The sequence below is a fragment of the Bacillus vallismortis genome (assembly GCF_004116955.1).
Classification (GTDB): domain Bacteria; phylum Bacillota; class Bacilli; order Bacillales; family Bacillaceae; genus Bacillus; species Bacillus vallismortis.
Map to the genome: position 1 here is coordinate 3,952,940 of NZ_CP026362.1, position 18,462 is coordinate 3,971,401.

Consider the following 18,462-nt stretch of genomic DNA (forward strand, 5'->3'; position numbering starts at 1 on the left):
ATGCTCGCCCTTCCTAGACTTCAAGGGTTTTCAATCACGCTGAAAAGATGACAAAGTCATAAAACGAAAACCGTTTTATGACTTTGTCAACAATCTGCCCGGTTCTTAAAAAGAACCGGTTTTTTTGATCTTTGAATGAAAGGCGGTTCATGACTCAGGTCCTGCCTGAACGCCGCCGTCATCACGTCCTGTGAAAGTCTGTTCCTTCTTCTCAATGTGAACATTTTGTGAAAAAAACAAAGTGTGTGACATAGTTCACAAGGAAACACGCTTTCTCTGTTTATAGTGAACTTAGCATTACCTGACTCGGAAGGAGTGAACGCTCATGAAGAAAAAGAAAATGAGTCCGTTGTTTAGGAGATTAAACTATTTCTCTCCTATCGAACACCATTCAAATCAACATAGCCAAACGACCCGCGAAGATCGCGATTGGGAGAATGTATACAGAAACAGATGGCAGTACGACAAAGTCGTCCGCTCCACCCACGGCGTCAACTGTACGGGGTCCTGCAGCTGGAATATTTATGTGAAAAATGGAATTGTCACATGGGAAGGACAAAACTTGAATTATCCATCAACAAGCCCTGATATGCCTGATTTCGAACCGAGAGGCTGTCCGCGAGGGGCCAGTTTTTCTTGGTATATTTACAGCCCGCTTCGTGTGAAATATCCATACGTGCGCGGTGTGCTGATCAATTTGTGGCGGGAAGCACTGCAGGCCCATCAAAATCCATTGGATGCTTGGAAATCGATCGTTGAAAATCCTGAAAAAGCAAAGTCCTATAAACAGGCAAGAGGGAAGGGCGGTTTTGTGCGCGCTGAATGGCCGGAGGTGCTGAAGCTGATTTCAGCCTCTCTGCTCTATACCGTCATGAAATACGGGCCTGACCGGAATGTCGGTTTTTCTCCGATTCCGGCCATGTCCATGATCAGCCATGCCTCAGGCTCCCGGTTTATGTCTTTAATCGGCGGACCGATGCTCAGTTTTTATGACTGGTATGCGGATCTTCCTCCGGCGTCCCCGCAAATCTGGGGTGACCAGACGGACGTTCCGGAAAGCAGTGATTGGTACAACTCAGGCTATATCATGACATGGGGCTCCAACGTTCCGTTAACAAGAACGCCTGACGCGCATTTTTTGGCTGAGGCCCGTTATAAAGGCGCTAAGGTTATTTCGATCAGTCCGGATTTTGCGGAATCCTCAAAGTTCGCGGATGACTGGCTGAGTATCCGCCAAGGGACTGACGGAGCGCTTGCGATGGCTATGGGCCACGTCATTTTGCAGGAATTTTACGTGAACCAAGAGACGGAACGTTTCATTGACTATGCGAAGCAATACACAGATTTTCCGTTCTTCGTCACCCTGTCGAAAGAAAATGGCGTATACACAGCGGGGCGGTTTCTGCATGCGAAGGACATTGGCCGGAAGACAAAGCATGATCAGTGGAAGCCTGCGGTCTGGAATGAGAAGACAAACGCATTTGCCATACCGCAAGGGACAATGGGCTCCCGCTGGGACGGGCAGCAGAAATGGAACCTGCACATGGTCGATGAAGAAACCGGGGAACCGATAGAACCCCGTCTCTCTGTACTCGGAATAGAGGACGAAATCGGCACGGTGCGCATCCCTTATTTTTCAAATGACGGCAACAAAGTGCTTGAGCGGGATTTGCCGATTAAAAAACTGGATCTGAACGGCGAAGAGGTTTGTATCACGACCGTATTTGACTTAATATTGGCCAACTACGGCGTAAACCGGGGCATCGGCGATCAATCAGCTGCCTCTTATGATGATCCTGAGCCGTTTACACCTGGATGGCAGGAACAGATGACAGGAATCAAAAAAGAAGCCGTCATTAAGATAGCCAGAGAGTTTGCCCAAAATGCGATCGATACAGACGGCCGTTCCATGATTATCGTAGGGGCGGGGATCAACCACTGGTTCAACTCCGACACGATTTACCGGGCGGTGTTAAATCTTGTTTTGCTGGTAGGCGCCCAAGGTGTAAACGGAGGCGGATGGGCCCATTATGTAGGGCAGGAAAAGCTCCGTCCCGCTGAAGGGTGGCAGACGATTGCCAACGCAAAAGACTGGGAGGGCGTGCCCAAGCTGCAAAACGGCACCTCGTTTTTCTACTTTGCGACAGATCAGTGGCGATATGAGGACCAGCCGATCAGTGACTTGGCTTCACCGATCGCTGCGTCATCCCGCTATAAGCATCACGCCGATTACAATGTGCTGGCAGCGCGTTTAGGGTGGCTTCCGTCTTACCCGACATTCAATCAAAACGGTATTGACCTTTACAAGGAAGCTGAACAAGCGGGGGCAGTAACACCTGAAGAAGTTGGGGCGTACGTGGCCTCACAGCTTCAAGAGAAAAAGCTGAAATTCGCGATTGAAGATCCCGACAATGAAGTGAATTTCCCAAGAAATCTCTTCGTATGGCGGGCAAATCTGATCTCCAGCTCAGGAAAAGGGCATGAGTATTTTCTCAAGCATTTGCTGGGAACGACGAATGGCTTGATGAATGACGACAGCGACAGCATCCGCCCCGAAGAAATCAAATGGCGGGAGCAAGCGCCGGAAGGAAAGCTCGACTTGTTAATCAATCTTGATTTTCGAATGGCTGGTACGGCACTCTATTCTGATATCGTGCTGCCGGCGGCGACATGGTATGAAAAACACGATCTCAGCAGCACAGATATGCATCCGTTTATTCATCCTTTCGCTCCGGCGATCTCGGCTCCGTGGGAATCGAAGTCAGACTGGGATATTTTCAAAGCCCTGTCGAAAGCCGTTTCCGATCTGGCAGAAGAAGTCGATATGGAGCCTGTGAAAGAAGTAGTCGCGACGCCGCTTCTTCATGACACCGCGCAGGAATTGGCTCAGCCGTTAGGCAAAATCAATGACTGGAGCAAGGGCGAATGTGAAGCCATTCCGGGAAAAACGATGCCGAACATCCATGTCGTTGAACGGGATTACAAGCACATTTTTCATAAAATGACCGCGCTCGGATCTCACGCCGGATTAAAACCGAGCGGAACAAAAGGGATGAGCTGGTCGATAGCTGATGAATATGAATCACTCAAAAAGAGACTGGGAGACATCTCAACGGACAGTGTCGCCAAGGGATGTCCAAATATAAGTGAAGCGAAGCAGGCGGCAGAAGCGATTTTAACCCTATCGTCCACTTCAAATGGAAAAGTCGCCGTGAAAGCATGGGAATCGCTTGAAAAGATCACAAACCTGAAGCTAAAAGACCTGGCGGAAGAACGAGAGGAAGAATGCTTTACGTTCGAACAAATTACAGCCCAGCCGAAAACGGTCATCACCTCTCCGGCATTTACCGGCTCGGAAAAAGGCGGACGCAGGTACTCGCCGTTTACGACGAACGTAGAAAAATTAATCCCGTGGCGAACCCTGACCGGAAGGCAATCTTATTATGTCGATCATGAACTGATGATGGAATTCGGTGAAACGATGGCGACATTTAAACCGATCCTCCAGCACCGTCCGTTTCTGAGCAAGCGGCCTGATCAAGAGGGAAAAGAAATCGTCCTCAATTATTTGACACCGCATAATAAATGGTCCGTCCACAGCATGTATTTTGATTCTTTGCCGATGCTTACCCTGTTCCGCGGCGGGCCGACCGTGTGGATGAATAAAGATGATGCAGAGGACACGGATATCAAAGACAACGATTGGATTGAATGTTTTAACCGAAATGGTGTTGTCGTCGCGAGAGCGGTTTTGTCTCACCGGATTCCTAAAGGTATGGCGTTTATGCATCATGCCCAGGATCGCCACATCAACGTGCCCGGCACGAAGCTGACGAATAACCGCGGAGGCACCCATAACAGTCCGACAAGGATACATGTCAAGCCGACACAGATGATCGGGGGCTATGCCCAGCTCAGCTACGGCTTTAACTACTACGGTCCAACGGGGAATCAGCGCGACCTGAACGTCGTCATCCGTAAGCTGAAGGAGGTCGATTGGCTTGAAGATTAAAGCGCAAATCGGAATGGTCATGAACTTGGATAAATGCATCGGCTGTCACACGTGCAGCGTCACCTGCAAAAACACGTGGACAAACCGTGCCGGTGCGGAATATATGTACTTCAATAATGTAGAAACAAAACCGGGCATCGGCTACCCGAAGCACTGGGAGGACCAGGACAAATATAAGGGCGGCTGGACATTGAAAAAAGGAAAGCTCGAGCTGAAATCCGGGCCGAAAACAAATCGGCTCGCAGGCCTTTTCTATAACCCGAATCAGCCGTCAATTGATGATTACTATGAACCTTGGAACTATGATTATGAAACATTAACGAACAGCCCGCAGAAAAAACACCAGCCAGTGGCGCGCCCGAAATCGTCCTTGACAGGGGATTTTATGAATATCGAATGGGGGCCGAACTGGGAGGATGACCTTGCAGGCGGCCACATTACAGGGCTTGAAGACCCAAACGTGCAAAAGATGGAGGAATCGATCAAAACAGAATTCGATGAGGTCTTTATGATGTATCTGCCGCGTATTTGCGAGCACTGCATCAACCCGGCGTGCGTGTCCTCTTGTCCATCGGGGGCCATGTACAAACGCGAGGAAGACGGCATTGTGCTTGTGGATCAAAACGCATGCCGTTCATGGAGATATTGTGTTTCATCCTGCCCTTATAAAAAGGTTTATTTTAACTGGCAAACGAACAAAGCGGAAAAATGCACCCTCTGCTTTCCGCGCTTGGAGGCGGGGCTGCCGACCATCTGCTCCGAGACGTGTGTAGGCAGAATCCGCTACCTCGGCGTCATGCTGTACGACGCAGACAAAGTGGAGGAAGCGGCATCTGTTGAAAATGAAAAGGATCTCTACCATTCCCAATTGGATGTTTTTCTTGATTCGAATGACCCTGAAGTTGCCAAACTGGCAAAAGAACAAGGCATCCCGGCTGAATGGATAGAGGCCGCGCAGCAATCGCCGATCTATAAAATGATCATCGACTGGAAGATTGCGCTGCCGCTTCACCCTGAGTACCGGACGCTGCCGATGGTTTGGTACATTCCGCCGCTGAGCCCGATTATGAATCTCTTTGAAGGAAAAGGCAGCCAGCAAACGGCGGAAGATATTTTTCCGGCTATCGACCAAATGAGAATTCCGATTGACTATTTGGCACAGCTATTAACGGCCGGTGATACGGATCATATTCGGTCAACATTAAAGAAAATGTCTGTCATGCGCCAGTATATGAGAGCGGTCCAGACGAATAAAACCGTCGACCAGGCACTGATCTCCAGTGTCGGCTTAACAGAACAGCAAATCGAAGACATGTATCGGCTGCTTGCCATCGCCAAATATGATGACCGCTTTGTGATTCCGAGCAGCCACCGGGAAGAAGTGTCCGATTTATATGCTGAACAGGGGAGCTGCGGCTTATCATTTTCAGGCGGTCCCGGTTCTTGTTTCTAATTTTTGATAAACGAGGTGTAACAAGATGAACACCACAGACAGGCAAATCACGTTCTCTGCTCTTTCCGCTCTTCTTTCCTATCCGGATGAGGAGTGGAGAGCCGAGCTTCCCGATTGGAAGGCTCTTATCTATGAAATCAGCAACCGGCACATCCGGGAGAAGCTGCTGCGCTTTTTCGAGGCGTCTGCGAACTTTACTCAAGAAGCGCTGATTGAACACTATGTCTATACATTCGACTTCGGGAAAAAAACGAATATGTACGTCACTTATTTCAACTCAGGCGAGCAAAGGGAACGCGGGATTGAATTGCTGCATTTAAAAAACACCTACCAGCAATCCGGTTTCATGCCGACAGACAAAGAGTTGCCTGATTATCTTCCGCTTATGCTGGAATTTGCCGCGGTTGCGGAGATCGAAGCTGTGAATAGCGTATTTGAAACCTATTTGTCCAATGTGAGGGAGCTGGCATCCCGCCTCGAAAAAAATGACAGTATCTATGCGGAGTTGCTGCACGTGCTGCTGGCCGCGCTGGAAAATATCGGCTTGCGTGAAAGCGTTGAAGGGGCTGTTCAGCCATGAGTGGGCAGATCCTGTGGGGCGTGATGCCATACATTGTCATGACGATCTTCATCGGCGGCCATATTTACCGCTATCAGCATGACCAATTTGGCTGGAACGCGAAATCAAGCGAGCTATTAGAAAAGAAAAAACTTGCGGCGGGCAGCACCCTTTTTCACTGGGGCATGCTGTGCGTGATCGGCGGCCATGTCATGGGCATTCTGATCCCGGAAGCCGTGTATTCTTCCCTTGGCATTTCAGAGCATATGTATCACAAAATGGCGATTGGCGCGGGCCTGCCGGCGGGGATTGCGGCTTGTATCGGACTTTTCATCCTGACGTACAGAAGGCTGTTTGACAAAAGAATCCGCAAAACCAGCACGCCATCGGATATTCTTACGCTGATTCTGCTGCTGTTTATGATGCTGTCGGGCCTTGCCGCCACATTTCTCAACATTGATTCAAAAGGATTTGATTACCGGACAACAGTAGGGCCGTGGTCCAGGGAGATCTTTTTGTTCAGGCCTGACGCCTCTTTGATGGAGAATGTCCCGCTATGGTTTAAGCTTCATATCATCATAGGTTACGTCGTTTTTATCCTCTGGCCGTTTACAAGATTGGTACACGTGTTCAGTCTGCCGCTCAAATATCTGACACGAAGCTATGTCGTGTATCGGAAACGCTCGTGAAAATCCCCCTTGGCAAGAGGGGGATTTTTTATCAAATTAATATGATGGAGATATGATCTGCCAAGGCAATGGCTGGGCTGCCGGGTATCCTGTTATGTTTGTATGTGGAAAACACATCATCTAACAAGGAGAGTGAAGAATGAAGCGGATTTTACTCATTTTAACTGCTTGTCTTATCACAAGCGCCGGAGTCCTGACACTCAGGCATTCTCACGTATTAACCGGCGGCACAGCAGGATTGTCACTAAGCCTGTCTTACTTGTTTCATTCCTCGTTTGCTATGATCTTCTTTCTGGTCAATATCCCGTTTTATGTTTTTTCATTCATCAGAATGGGCATCACATTTACCTTATCTACTGTATTTGCAGTCACAGCGCTGACTCTGTTTACAAGCGCGGATCACTGGCTGCCGTCTGTCTCTTTTTCACCGCTTGGCGGGGCGATTTGCGGCGGAACGCTGATTGGATTCGGCCTGTCGCTCATGTTTTATCATCAGGCATCGCTCGGGGGAGCCAATATCCTGGCTTTATTTCTGCAAAAGCGCTACGGATGGAATCCGGGTACGGTTAATTTCATCTTCGATTTTGGCGTAGTGCTGGCCGGCATTTACTCCGTTGGATTGATGAAAGGCCTCTTCTCCATAGTGTCGATTGCGGTGACGGGTTTGATCGTCAGCTTCTTCAAAAATAAAATCAAAAGCAGCTACTCACTCAAGCCCGGGTTACTCCGGAACATCACACCCGGCCAATCACAGGAAGCTTCATCTTAAGCCTTTCCGCCTCGTGCGGAGGGGCTTTTTTTGCAAGGTTTACAGACGAGAGAAAAGAGGTATAAGGAGGTAATCGAATCAGATTGGAGAGAATGAGAATGCTAAAAAGGAGACTGGAATTTTTCTTTTTATATATGATGCTCATCGGGGCATATGTCATATGGTTTTTTCCGGTTTCCAGGCTTGAATTTTACGGGGGATTGCTTTGCTATGTCAGCATTATTTTTTTCAGCATCTATTCGTTAATTCTTGAAAATCGCACCTCTCAGCACACGCTGTTATGGATCCACATTCTCATCTTTTTTCCAATCGTCGGCTACATGTTCTATCTGTTTTCCGGACAGCTTTATGTGAAGGGAAAGCTGTTTAAAACAAAACGAATGTACAACAGGGAAAAGCTCAGGAAGCTGTTTCACATGGAGGAAACGCCGGAAGTGACAGGCCTTAAGGACAATCAGGAGAGGTTTTTTACGTATTCCATCAGGGCCGCCCATATGAATATCAATACGAAAAGCGATATGAAAGTGCTGAAAAACGGCGAAGAAACGTTTCCTGATCTTTTCAAAGCGATGAGGCAAGCGGAATCTTATATACATATTGAATACTACATGTTCAAGTCGGACATGCTCGGCCGCGGCATGATGGACATTATGATGGAAAAAGCGCGTCAAGGCGTCGAGGTGCGGTTTTTATATGACGCCGCAGGAAGCATCAAGCTGGCAAGAAGAGATATTATGAAAATGAAACAAGCGGGAGTGGAAATCGTGCCGTTTTCTCCGCTGAAATACGGATTTTTCAACCAGAAACTGAATTTCAGAAATCATCGGAAAATCGTGGTCATCGACGGGAAAATCGGTTTTGTGGGAGGATTAAATGTCGGGAAGGAATATATCAGCAGAGATCCGTATATCGGGTTTTGGAGAGACACTCACTTGCGGCTGGAAGGAGAAATTGTCCAAACGCTTCACGCTATTTTTATGCTGGATTGGGAATACGTCTCCAATGAAGTGTTGATAGATCAAAAGGAGTACAATACGCCGGTTCCCGTGGAGGGAGGGGGCATATATCAAATTGTCGCGACTGGCCCTGATGCGAAAGAAAGCATGAGCGACTTATATTATGAAATGATTACCTCAGCGCAGAAATCAATATGGATCGCCACGCCCTATTTTGTCCCGAATGAGTCCATTCGCACGGCGTTGAAAGCAGCGGCGACAAAAGGCGTAGAGGTAAGGGTCATGGTGCCGGAAAAGAACGACAGCTTTTTGACGCAATACGCGTCAAGATCCTATTTCCCGGAGCTGCTCCTTGAGGGCATTGAAGTGTTCTCTTACCAAAAAGGCTTCATGCATCAAAAAGTCATGATTGTTGATGGCGATCTCGCCACGGTCGGCACTGCGAATATGGACATGCGCAGCTTCCAGCTCAACTTTGAAGTAAACGTGTTTTTTACGGATGCCGAAGCGATCCGCACCCTTGAAGGCCATTTCGAAGAGGATATGCTGGAGAGTGAAAAGCTCAGCCCTGTCGGCTTTTATAAAAGGGGAGTGGCCGACCGGACAAAAGAATCCTTTGCCCGTCTATTTTCAGGTGTTCTGTAAGAAAACAGAAATCCGCCCTTTCAAAACAGCCAGTGTATAGTATAATTTTGAGAAAAGTGATCAGTTATTTATGCATTGGGGGAAAATAGGGTGCTGCGGCAATTTTTTTCGTATTATAAACCATATAAAACGTTGTTCTTTCTTGATTTTTTCTCGGCGATCGCGGGAGGCTTAATGGAGTTGAGCTTTCCTTTGATCGTCAATTATTTTATTGATACCTTGCTTCCGGGCAGGGACTGGGGGCTGATTATCGCGACCTCAATCGGTTTATTTGCGGTGTACGCGCTCAGCTCGGCTCTCCAGTATATCGTGACATACTGGGGGCATATGCTCGGGATCAATATTGAAACCGATATGAGAAAGTCGCTTTTTGACCATTTACAAAAGCTCTCGTTCAAATTTTACGACAACAACAAGACGGGAACGCTCATGTCGAAGCTGACGAACGATTTAATGTATATCGGCGAAGTTGCCCATCACGGCCCGGAGGATTTATTCATTGCCATCATGACCATTCTGGGGGCATTCGGGGTGATGCTGTTTATTAATTGGCAGCTGGCATTACTCACGTTTATCATCATGCCGATTGTCATTTGGCTAGCGCTTTATTTCAACAAAAAAATGACCAAAGCATTTACCACGCTGAACAAAGATATCGGAGACTTCAGCGCTCGTGTAGAAAATAATATCGGCGGCATCCGGCTCGTGCAGGCGTTCGGCAATGAAGCGTTTGAAAAAGAACGCTTCGACGTCAACAATCAGCGTTTCCGTATCACAAAGCTTTCCTCATACAAAATCATGGCGAAAAACGGCTCAATCAGCTACATGCTGACTCGGTTTGTCACGCTGTTTGTGCTTTTGTGCGGAACGTGGTTTGTCATTCGCGGCTCCTTATCGTACGGGGAATTCGTGGCCTTTGTGCTCCTGACGAACGTGCTGTTCAGGCCTATTGACAAAATTAACGCCATTATCGAAATGTATCCAAGGGGAATCGCCGGTTTCAAAAGCTATATGGAACTGATGGAGACAGAGCCGGATATTCAGGATTCCCCTGATGCGAAAGACGTTTCCGGCCTGAAGGGCAACATCCGCTATGAACATGTTTCGTTTGGCTATGATGACCAACACAATGTCCTCAATGACATCAACTTATCCATTCAAGCGGGGGAAACGGTTGCGTTCGTCGGTCCGTCAGGCGCGGGGAAATCAACGCTTTGCAGTTTGCTACCGCGCTTTTATGAAGCATCAGGGGGAGACATTACGATCGACGGCGTCAATATTAAAGATATGACGCTGTCTTCGCTGCGGGGGCAGATTGGCGTCGTACAGCAGGACGTTTTCTTGTTCTCGGGCACGCTTAGAGAAAATATCGCCTACGGCCGATTAGACGCATCAGAAGAAGACATTAGGCAGGCAGTGAAGCAAGCGCATCTGGAAGAGCTCGTCCATCACTTGCCGGATGGGCTGGATACCATCATCGGTGAACGCGGCGTGAAGCTTTCCGGCGGACAAAAGCAGCGCTTGTCCATTGCGCGGATGTTCTTGAAAAATCCGTCGATCCTGATTCTCGACGAAGCGACCTCAGCTCTTGATACAGAAACAGAAGCGGCGATCCAAAAGGCGCTTCAAGAATTATCCGAAGGGCGCACAACGCTCGTCATCGCCCACAGGCTGGCGACGATCAAAGACGCGGACAGAATTGTGGTTGTCACAAAGAATGGAATAGAAGAGCAAGGGCGTCATCATGACCTGATTGAAGCCGGCGGTCTTTACAGCAGGCTGCATCAGGCGCAATTCGGAGAAATGTCAATGTAAGTGTAAAAAATAGAAAGAGCATGTTTTGGAACAAAACATGCTCTTATCGTTTATATATGTTTTTTCACTTGAATAAATTGAATGACTGGATGAGTGATATATGCAACACATAAAGCGATAAATAATGTATAGTTTGTTCCGTTACCCATTTCATCCTTCTTTACTTCTTTTTTTGACTTCCACGTAAAGATTTGGCTCCAAGCCACTACTAAACTAATCAATAGTAACCAATCCGTCGCACTAAAAGATGCTCCTTCAATTTTAAAATAGCTAAGTAAAGTACCACCGAAGTATAAGGTGATCGCAATAAGAGAAAACAAACTAAGTACTTCTATTCTTTTCATTTCTTACTCTCCTCCTGTTCGAATTGAAACAATTGATCAACTGTTATCCCTAAACAATAAGCCAATTGAAAAGCAAGAGATAAACTTGGATCATATTTATTATTCTCAATAGCATTAATGGTTTGCCGGGAAACACTGCATGCCTTAGCCAAATGCTCTTGAGAAAATCCTTTTTCCTTTCTTGCCTGTTTAATCTTGTTTTCCATAAGCGCTCCTCTATGTAAAAGATGTTTTACACTTCTATCGTAGATGAATCTTTTTGTAATGTCAAACATATTTTACATTTTGTTAAACCATAAGAAAAAGGATAGACATCTTGTCTATCCTTTTTATATGTAAGTCAGAGCGCTTCTTTTTCAGCAGGCTCGATGATATTTTGAAACTTTTCTACCAGCTGGGACGCTTTTGTGCCCTCCACTACAATGAGATATTCTTTCTCATCATGAGCCATGCGGAACGTCTCGAGCTCAATTAAGTTTTTGATTTTGCACATCGTTTTCTTCGAATAAATATAGACCTCGTGGCTGCCGGAATGGCACATTTTATAAAGATGAATCAAATTTCTTAAAGTAAATGCCTGTGCGGCTACTTTTAGAGACTTGATGTTTTTCATAATCTTTCTCCTCCATCGGTTGTTGTCTTATATAGCGTATGTTCCCAGAGCGGACGAGCTTTAAACCTGGTGATGCACATTTATGATTTCCATTGCAGTGTGCCGCCGCCGATGCGTTTGACGCCGCGGATGGAGCTTAATTCATCCATCAGGCGGAGAAGCGCTTTGTCTTTCTGCTTTGCTTCAATCATGAAATCAATATTGGTCCCCCATTGCCTGAAGCGTTCCAACAGCGGCAGCAAAAAGTTGGCGTCAACATAATCGGCATGGCTGCGTATGGCCTGCTCCGATTTTGGGGAAGACAGATGAACCTTCGGCTGCAGCCCAATCCGCTCCCACGTTTTGATCATCCGGGGCAGTGCTTCATTCAGGTCTGCGTGATCATCTGGATTTGCGTAAAAATGATGAAAATCAAAGACGAACGGAACATGTTCTCGTTCGCAAACCTGAAGCGTTTCTTCCGTCGTATATGTTTTATCATCATTTTCAAGCGTCATCCGCTGTTTGATCTCCTCCGGAAGCTGCTTTACATTTTGGTGAAACTGGGCAATGGCGGTGTCTTTATCTCCGTAAGCGCCGCCTATATGAATGTTAATGACAGAGCGCCCGGCAATGCCCATGGCGTCAAGCATGCGGTAGTGGTAAGCCATATCGGTTACCGCATTTTTTGTGACGTTTTCCTTCGGGCTCGTGAACAGAGTGAATTGGTTTGGATGGAAGCTTGTTCTCAGATGATGTGTTTTGACAAGCTCCCCGATCTCCCGAAACTCCTTTTGAAAAGGCGTCACAAAATCCCACATGACTTCGGGATGCGTGGCCAGCGGCACAATCGAGCTGGAAAAACGGTACAAAGGAATGCCGTGGCCGATGATATAGTGAAGGGTTCTGAGTGTATTGTGCAAATTGGCTTTTGTCACAGTTAACAGCGCTTCTTTTCTTTCATCCTTTGATAGCTTTGAATAACGCGCGAATGTCAGTGTTTTAGCGGGAGACGCCTCCCAAAGGCTCATCGCGTTTGAAACGAACCCGAATCTGAAAATCATAGGAATTCTCCTTTATAAAAAATAAGATAATGCTCGGCCAAGCCATTCCGCCGGGCGCTGCCTGAACGTGCGCTTTTTGAAGTTGTCCTTTGTCAGCAGCTCTGACCTTTTCATATCCTCTTCAATCGTGGCATAGACTTCTTTTGTAAATGCTTCATTATCAATTTCGATATTCACTTCTTCATTTAAAAAAAAGCTGCGCTGATCAAAATTGGCGGTCCCGATGATGCTGAAATGATCGTCTATGATCAGGGCTTTCACATGATAAAACCCCTGGTAAAAACGATAGATCAGACAGCCGGCATCTAAGAGTTCCGAATAATAGGTATAAGCTGCTTCCCGGACCAGCGGATGATCTGATTTCATCGGCACGATGATCGTAACGGCTACACCGTTTTTTCTTGCTTTGACCAAGGCCTGTTGAAGCGGTTTTGTCGGAATATAATAAGGCGTGCAAATCGTAATGCGTTCTTTTGCCTGCGCGATATTTGCCAAATACGTTTTTTCAAGAGAATAACCGTCAGTCGCATAAATCTTATGAGAGATATTCCCTTGCGGAAGCTCCGGCCAAACATCCGTGCCAAGTTCAATACCGGTATTTCGTTTCAGATCGGATGCAAAAAGCGTTTGAAGATCATGCACGCCTTCTCCCTTCATGCGCAGATGATAATCCTCCCAATTGCCGAACTTCGCCTTCTTTCCAAGGTATTCCTCACCGATGTTAAATCCGCCGATATAACCGATTTTTCCATCGATCACAGCGATTTTTCGGTGATTCCGTTTTTGCATATGAAAAAAGAAAAAAGGAAAACGGGGCTTATTCAGAAAATGCACATGAACCCCGGCATTTTTCATCGTTTCCAGCGCCGGTTGTTTAATTTTTTGGCATCCCGACCAATCCAGCAGCAAATAAACAGAAACACCGGCTTGTGCTTTTGTTTTCAGCAGCGTAAACATATTGTGGCTGACCTCATCGTTTTTCATAATGAAAAACATCACGTGAACAGAGGAAGCTGCCTGGCTGATATCTTTCATCATCCGTTCCACAAGATCAGCGCCGCAGTGGATCAATTCGATATTACTTTTCTTTTTTGAAAAAACAGGTTCGTACGCGTTTTTTTTGTAAACGGCACGCCCCATGAAGATATCAAGCAGTATGAAAGCCAATAGTATAATGACGATGATAAGAATCGCGAAAAATATCTTCATCCCGGCACTCCTTTCTGTAGTAAAGGTAGTGTGCCCTAACAGCAGGAATTTAATTATTGACTGAACACTCATTCATTATTTATCATAAAGGTAATCTTATACAGATTCGAGGGTAGGGGATCGCGGTCTTTATCAGTAAAAAGGGGGAATTGGAATGAGCGGCTTTCTCATCGCAAACGCATTGTTATTTCTGATTGTAACCGCTTACGCTGTCTATTTGTTTGTATATTTGATCAAAACGAGACTGGCCTATATCAGACTCGGCCAAATAGAACAATTTGATCAAAGGATCAAGGAACGGCTTCGCGCCATATGGGTGAATGTATTCGGACAGAAAAAACTGCTGAAGGACAAGAAGAGCGGAATCATTCATGTCATGTTTTTCTACGGGTTTATATTGGTTCAGTTCGGAGCAATCGACTTTATCATCAAGGGACTGGCTCTTGACCGGAATTTGCCGCTTGGCCCTGTTTATCCCGCCTTCACCTTTTTTCAGGAAATTGTTACGTTTCTCATTTTAATCGCTGTGGCTTGGGCATTCTACAGACGTTATATTGAAAAGCTCGTCAGGCTGAAACGCGGCTTCAAAGCAGGGCTTGTTCTCATTTTTATCGGAGGATTAATGCTGACGGTACTGCTGGGAAACGGAATGAATCTCATCTGGCATGAGCATGGGCTTTCTTGGAGCGAGCCGATTGCCTCAGGTATCGCGTTTTTGCTTGGCGGAGTCGGAAAAACGGGCGCGGCGGTGATTTTCTATATCGCATGGTGGGTGCATCTTCTCTTTTTGCTGAGCTTTTTGGTATACGTGCCGCAGTCAAAGCATGCCCATCTCATCGCAGGCCCTGCCAATGTCTTTTTCAATAGAATGGAAGCGGCCGGAAAGCTTGAAAAAATCGATTTTACCGATGAAACGAAAGAAAGCTACGGTGCGGGGAAAATTGAAGATTTCAAGCAGTCTCAGCTGCTTGATCTGTACGCGTGTGTTGAGTGCGGCCGCTGCACCAATATGTGTCCGGCAACAGGCACCGGAAAAATGCTGTCGCCGATGGACTTGATTTTGCGTCTCAGAGATCATCTCACAGAAAAAGGAGCCGCCGTCACTTCACGCTCGCCTTGGGTGCCCGCGGCAGCGTTCCGTCATACGAGAGGCAATCAGCTGGCGGCGGCCTCATCAGGAAGCGGATCGCAGGAAGCCGCTGCCGCGCTGGATGACGAGCTGAGCTTGATTGGCGATGTCATCACCGAGGAAGAAATTTGGGCGTGCACCACTTGCCGAAACTGTGAGGATCAATGCCCGGTCATGAACGAGCACGTGGATAAAATCATCGATCTCCGCCGCTACCTCGTGCTGACAGAAGGAAAAATGGACAGTGACGCACAGCGCGCCATGACAAGTATCGAGCGGCAGGGAAATCCGTGGGGCCTCAACCGCAAGGAACGTGAGAATTGGCGTGACGCGGCGCCGAATACAGAAATTCCGACCGTAAAAGAATTGAAAAAAGAGGGAAAAGAATTTGAGTACCTTTTCTGGGTCGGTTCGATGGGGTCTTACGACAACAGAAGCCAGAAAATCGCAATCTCCTTTGCCAAGCTGCTCAATCACGCGGGTGTGTCCTTCGCGATCCTTGGCAATAAAGAAAAAAATTCAGGGGACACGCCGCGCCGCTTAGGAAATGAGTTTTTATTCCAAGAGCTGGCTGAAAAGAATATTGCTGAATTTGAAAAAAATCATATCAAAAAAATCGTGACGATCGACCCGCACGCATACAATTTATTTAAAAATGAGTATCCTGATTTCGGCTTTGAAGCCGAGGTTTATCACCATACAGAAGTGCTGGACTATCTTGTGAAGAATGGAAAATTAAAGCCGCAACACCCGCTTCAAGAGGCGATTACCTTCCACGATTCATGCTACTTGGGCCGGTACAACGAAGTCTATGATCCGCCGAGAGAGATTTTGAAAGCCATTCCGGGCGTGCAGCTGATTGAAATGGAGAGAAACAGGGAAACCGGCATGTGCTGCGGCGCCGGCGGAGGGTTAATGTGGATGGAGGAAGAAACGGGCAACAGGATTAACGTCGCGCGGACAGAGCAAGCGCTTGCGGTCAACCCATCGGTGATCAGCTCGGGCTGCCCTTACTGTCTCACGATGCTTGGGGATGGCACAAAGGCAAAAGAAGCCGAGGACCGGGTCAAAACGTATGATGTTGCCGAGCTTCTGGCTCAATCTGTCTTAGGGGCTGTATGAAAATGGGGGAGAAGCCATGAATTTTTCATTGTCAGAAGAACACGAGATGATACGGAAATTGGTGCGCGACTTTGCAAAGCATGAGGTAGCTCCGTCAGCCGCAGAACGAGACGAACAAGAACGATTCGACCGCGAACTGTTTCGGGAGATGGCGCATTTAGGGCTGACGGGAATTCCGTGGCCAGAAGAATACGGAGGAATCGGAAGTGACTATCTGGCCTATGTCATTGCGGTGGAGGAGCTTTCGAAAGTGTGCGCCTCCACCGGTGTGACGCTTTCCGCCCATATCTCACTATGCAGCTGGCCGCTGTTTGCCTATGGGACGGAAGAACAGAAGGCAGAGCACTTAACACAGCTGGCCCTCGGGGAGAAAATCGGCGCTTTCGCTTTGACGGAAGCGGGGTCCGGCTCTGACGCCGGCGCCATGAAAACGTCTGCTGAACGAATCGGTGATGATTATGTGTTAAATGGCGCCAAAGTGTTTATCACAAACGGCGGCGTTGCGGATATGTACCTTGTTTTTGCAGTCACGGATCCCGAGAAAAAGAAAAAAGGCATTTCCGCTTTTATTGTAGAAAAGGATTTCGAAGGATTTTCTGCAGGCAAGAAAGAAAAGAAGATGGGCATCCGCTCGTCTCCCACAACGGAAATCACGTTCGAAGATTGTGTTGTTCCCGCGGCGAACCGTCTCGGAGAAGAAGGGGAAGGCTTCAAAATCGCGATGAAGACGCTTGATGGAGGCAGAAACGGCATTGCCGCCCAAGCCGTGGGCATCGCTCAGGGGGCGCTTGATGCCGCGCTTCAGTACGCAAAAGAAAGAGAACAATTCGGAAAATCGATCGCCGATCAGCAGGGCATCGCATTTAAACTCGCAGATATGGCTACAATGATAGAAGCTTCAAGGCTATTGACCTATCAGGCGGCATGGCTGGAATCATCAGGCCTTCCATATGGAAAAGCTTCCGCCATGTCCAAACTGTTGGCGGGGGATACGGCGATGAAGGTGACGACCGAAACCGTGCAGATTTTTGGCGGCTACGGCTATACAAAGGATTATCCGGTTGAACGCTATATGCGTGATGCGAAAATCACGCAAATCTATGAAGGCACTCAAGAAATTCAAAGACTTGTCATCTCCAGAATGCTCGCGGATTGACGCAAAATATCTATCAGTCGGACCACTCTTGTAAAATTATTTAAATTAACGCTGTTAAGGGTAGCATATTCTGTTTTATTTTGTTTATAATGAGAGGTATGGTTTGTATAAGAACGATACAAAATCGCTTTCATTATTGATAAAACAGATACATATAAGTAATAGAAAGGGAGTGTCCGACCTTGGGTATCAAACAATATTCACAGGAAGAGCTAAAGGAAATGGCTTTAGTGGAAATCGCTCACGAATTATTTGAAGATCATAAAAAACCAGTTCCTTTTCAGGAGCTTTTAAATGAAATTGCATCTTTGCTCGGTGTGACAAAAGAAGAGCTTGGAGACCGCATCGCTCAATTTTATACAGATTTAAACATTGACGGCCGCTTCCTGGCGCTTTCTGACCAGACTTGGGGGCTTCGCAGCTGGTATCCGTATGACCAGCTTGATGAAGAAACTCAGCCGACAGTTAAAGCGAAAAAGAAAAAAGCGAAGAAAGCAGTCGAAGAAGATCTTGATCTTGACGAGTTTGAAGAGATCGATGAAGACGACATTGATTTGGATGAAGTCGAGGAACAACTTGATCTTGATACCGGTGATTTTGATGATGAAGATATTGACGAAGACGACGATGAACTTGAGATCGAAGAAGATCTGATTGATGAAGATGAAGATGAAGATGACGACTATGATGAAGATGAAGAGGAAATCAAATCGTAAAAGATCATCTTTAAAACAATCTTGACTTTCAAAGTCGAACTATGTAGTATGTATTTTGGGCTCTTCAAAAACGAAGAGAGAACATAGTGCGTTTTGCTCCCTTTCAAGAAATTGAAAGGGAGCTTTCTTATTTTCACCCCTCATTTTTCTTAATAAATCATTTAAAAGGCTAAATGATTTTCTATAAAACAGTACATTTTAAACATGTAGCTAAGAGCGAAGAGAGGAGCAA

14 protein-coding genes and 1 pseudogene are annotated in these 18,462 nt (G+C 46.8%); 10 read left to right on the forward strand and 5 right to left on the reverse strand.

Going from position 1 to position 18,462, the window contains the following annotated elements; all coding sequences use genetic code 11:
• Positions 1-325: 325 nt before the first annotated feature.
• The 7 genes from BV11031_RS20900 (at position 326) to BV11031_RS20930 (ending at position 10,898) form a co-directional block, all read left to right on the forward strand.
• On the forward strand, positions 326-4,012 hold the full coding sequence (locus BV11031_RS20900; protein WP_010328962.1) for a nitrate reductase subunit alpha: 3,687 nt from the start codon (positions 326-328) through the stop codon (positions 4,010-4,012).
• Entirely contained in the window at positions 4,002-5,465 is a 1,464-nt protein-coding gene (gene narH / locus BV11031_RS20905) for a nitrate reductase subunit beta (RefSeq protein WP_010328961.1), read from the forward strand. The genes BV11031_RS20900 and narH overlap by 11 nt, the downstream gene beginning before the upstream one ends.
• Before the next feature lie 25 nt (positions 5,466-5,490).
• Entirely contained in the window at positions 5,491-6,045 is a 555-nt protein-coding gene (gene narJ, locus BV11031_RS20910; RefSeq protein WP_010328960.1) for a nitrate reductase molybdenum cofactor assembly chaperone, read from the forward strand.
• Positions 6,042-6,713, forward strand: coding sequence for a respiratory nitrate reductase subunit gamma (gene narI, locus BV11031_RS20915; protein WP_129551010.1), 672 nt, complete (start codon positions 6,042-6,044; stop codon positions 6,711-6,713). The genes narJ and narI overlap by 4 nt, the downstream gene beginning before the upstream one ends.
• Before the next feature lie 139 nt (positions 6,714-6,852).
• Positions 6,853-7,482 carry a YitT family protein gene (locus BV11031_RS20920; RefSeq protein WP_129551011.1) on the forward strand — a complete coding sequence of 210 codons (630 nt, stop codon included), beginning with the start codon at positions 6,853-6,855 and terminating at the stop codon, positions 7,480-7,482.
• A gap of 98 nt (positions 7,483-7,580) precedes the next feature.
• A complete protein-coding gene (cls, locus tag BV11031_RS20925; protein ID WP_010328957.1) occupies positions 7,581-9,083 on the forward strand; it encodes a cardiolipin synthase in 1,503 nt (500 codons plus the stop codon).
• Between the two features lie 90 nt (positions 9,084-9,173).
• A complete protein-coding gene (locus BV11031_RS20930; RefSeq protein ID WP_010328956.1) occupies positions 9,174-10,898 on the forward strand; it encodes an ABC transporter ATP-binding protein in 1,725 nt (574 codons plus the stop codon).
• 50 nt (positions 10,899-10,948) lie between these two features.
• On the opposite strand, the gene BV11031_RS20935 is transcribed toward BV11031_RS20930, so the two are convergent.
• From BV11031_RS20935 to cls (BV11031_RS20955), 5 genes are all read right to left on the reverse strand, one after another.
• On the reverse strand, positions 10,949-11,242 hold the full coding sequence (locus BV11031_RS20935; protein WP_010328955.1) for a hypothetical protein: 294 nt from the start codon (positions 11,240-11,242) through the stop codon (positions 10,949-10,951).
• On the reverse strand, positions 11,239-11,448 hold the full coding sequence (locus BV11031_RS20940) for a helix-turn-helix transcriptional regulator (RefSeq protein WP_010328954.1): 210 nt from the start codon (positions 11,446-11,448) through the stop codon (positions 11,239-11,241). Before BV11031_RS20940 ends, BV11031_RS20935 begins: the two co-directional genes overlap by 4 nt.
• A gap of 134 nt (positions 11,449-11,582) precedes the next feature.
• On the reverse strand, positions 11,583-11,855 hold the full coding sequence (locus BV11031_RS20945) for a hypothetical protein (protein WP_010328953.1): 273 nt from the start codon (positions 11,853-11,855) through the stop codon (positions 11,583-11,585).
• Positions 11,856-11,935: 80 nt separating this feature from the next.
• The gene (uvsE, locus tag BV11031_RS20950) at positions 11,936-12,898 is read right to left on the reverse strand and encodes a UV DNA damage repair endonuclease UvsE (protein ID WP_010328952.1); all 963 of its coding nucleotides are present in this window, start codon (positions 12,896-12,898) and stop codon (positions 11,936-11,938) included.
• A gap of 12 nt (positions 12,899-12,910) precedes the next feature.
• Positions 12,911-14,107 carry a cardiolipin synthase gene (gene cls, locus BV11031_RS20955; RefSeq protein WP_010328951.1) on the reverse strand — a complete coding sequence of 399 codons (1,197 nt, stop codon included), beginning with the start codon at positions 14,105-14,107 and terminating at the stop codon, positions 12,911-12,913.
• A gap of 154 nt (positions 14,108-14,261) precedes the next feature.
• Between cls (BV11031_RS20955) and BV11031_RS20960 the strand changes: the two are divergent.
• From BV11031_RS20960 to rpoE, 3 genes and pseudogenes are all read left to right on the forward strand, one after another.
• Positions 14,262-16,378, forward strand: a pseudogene (locus BV11031_RS20960) (heterodisulfide reductase-related iron-sulfur binding cluster).
• Complete coding sequence (locus tag BV11031_RS20965; RefSeq protein ID WP_010328949.1) at positions 16,375-17,514, forward strand: acyl-CoA dehydrogenase; 1,140 nt, start codon at positions 16,375-16,377, stop codon at positions 17,512-17,514. The pseudogene BV11031_RS20960 and the gene BV11031_RS20965 overlap by 4 nt, the downstream one beginning before the upstream one ends.
• A gap of 182 nt (positions 17,515-17,696) precedes the next feature.
• Positions 17,697-18,230, forward strand: coding sequence for a DNA-directed RNA polymerase subunit delta (rpoE, locus tag BV11031_RS20970; protein WP_010328948.1), 534 nt, complete (start codon positions 17,697-17,699; stop codon positions 18,228-18,230).
• Positions 18,231-18,462 lie beyond the last annotated feature (232 nt).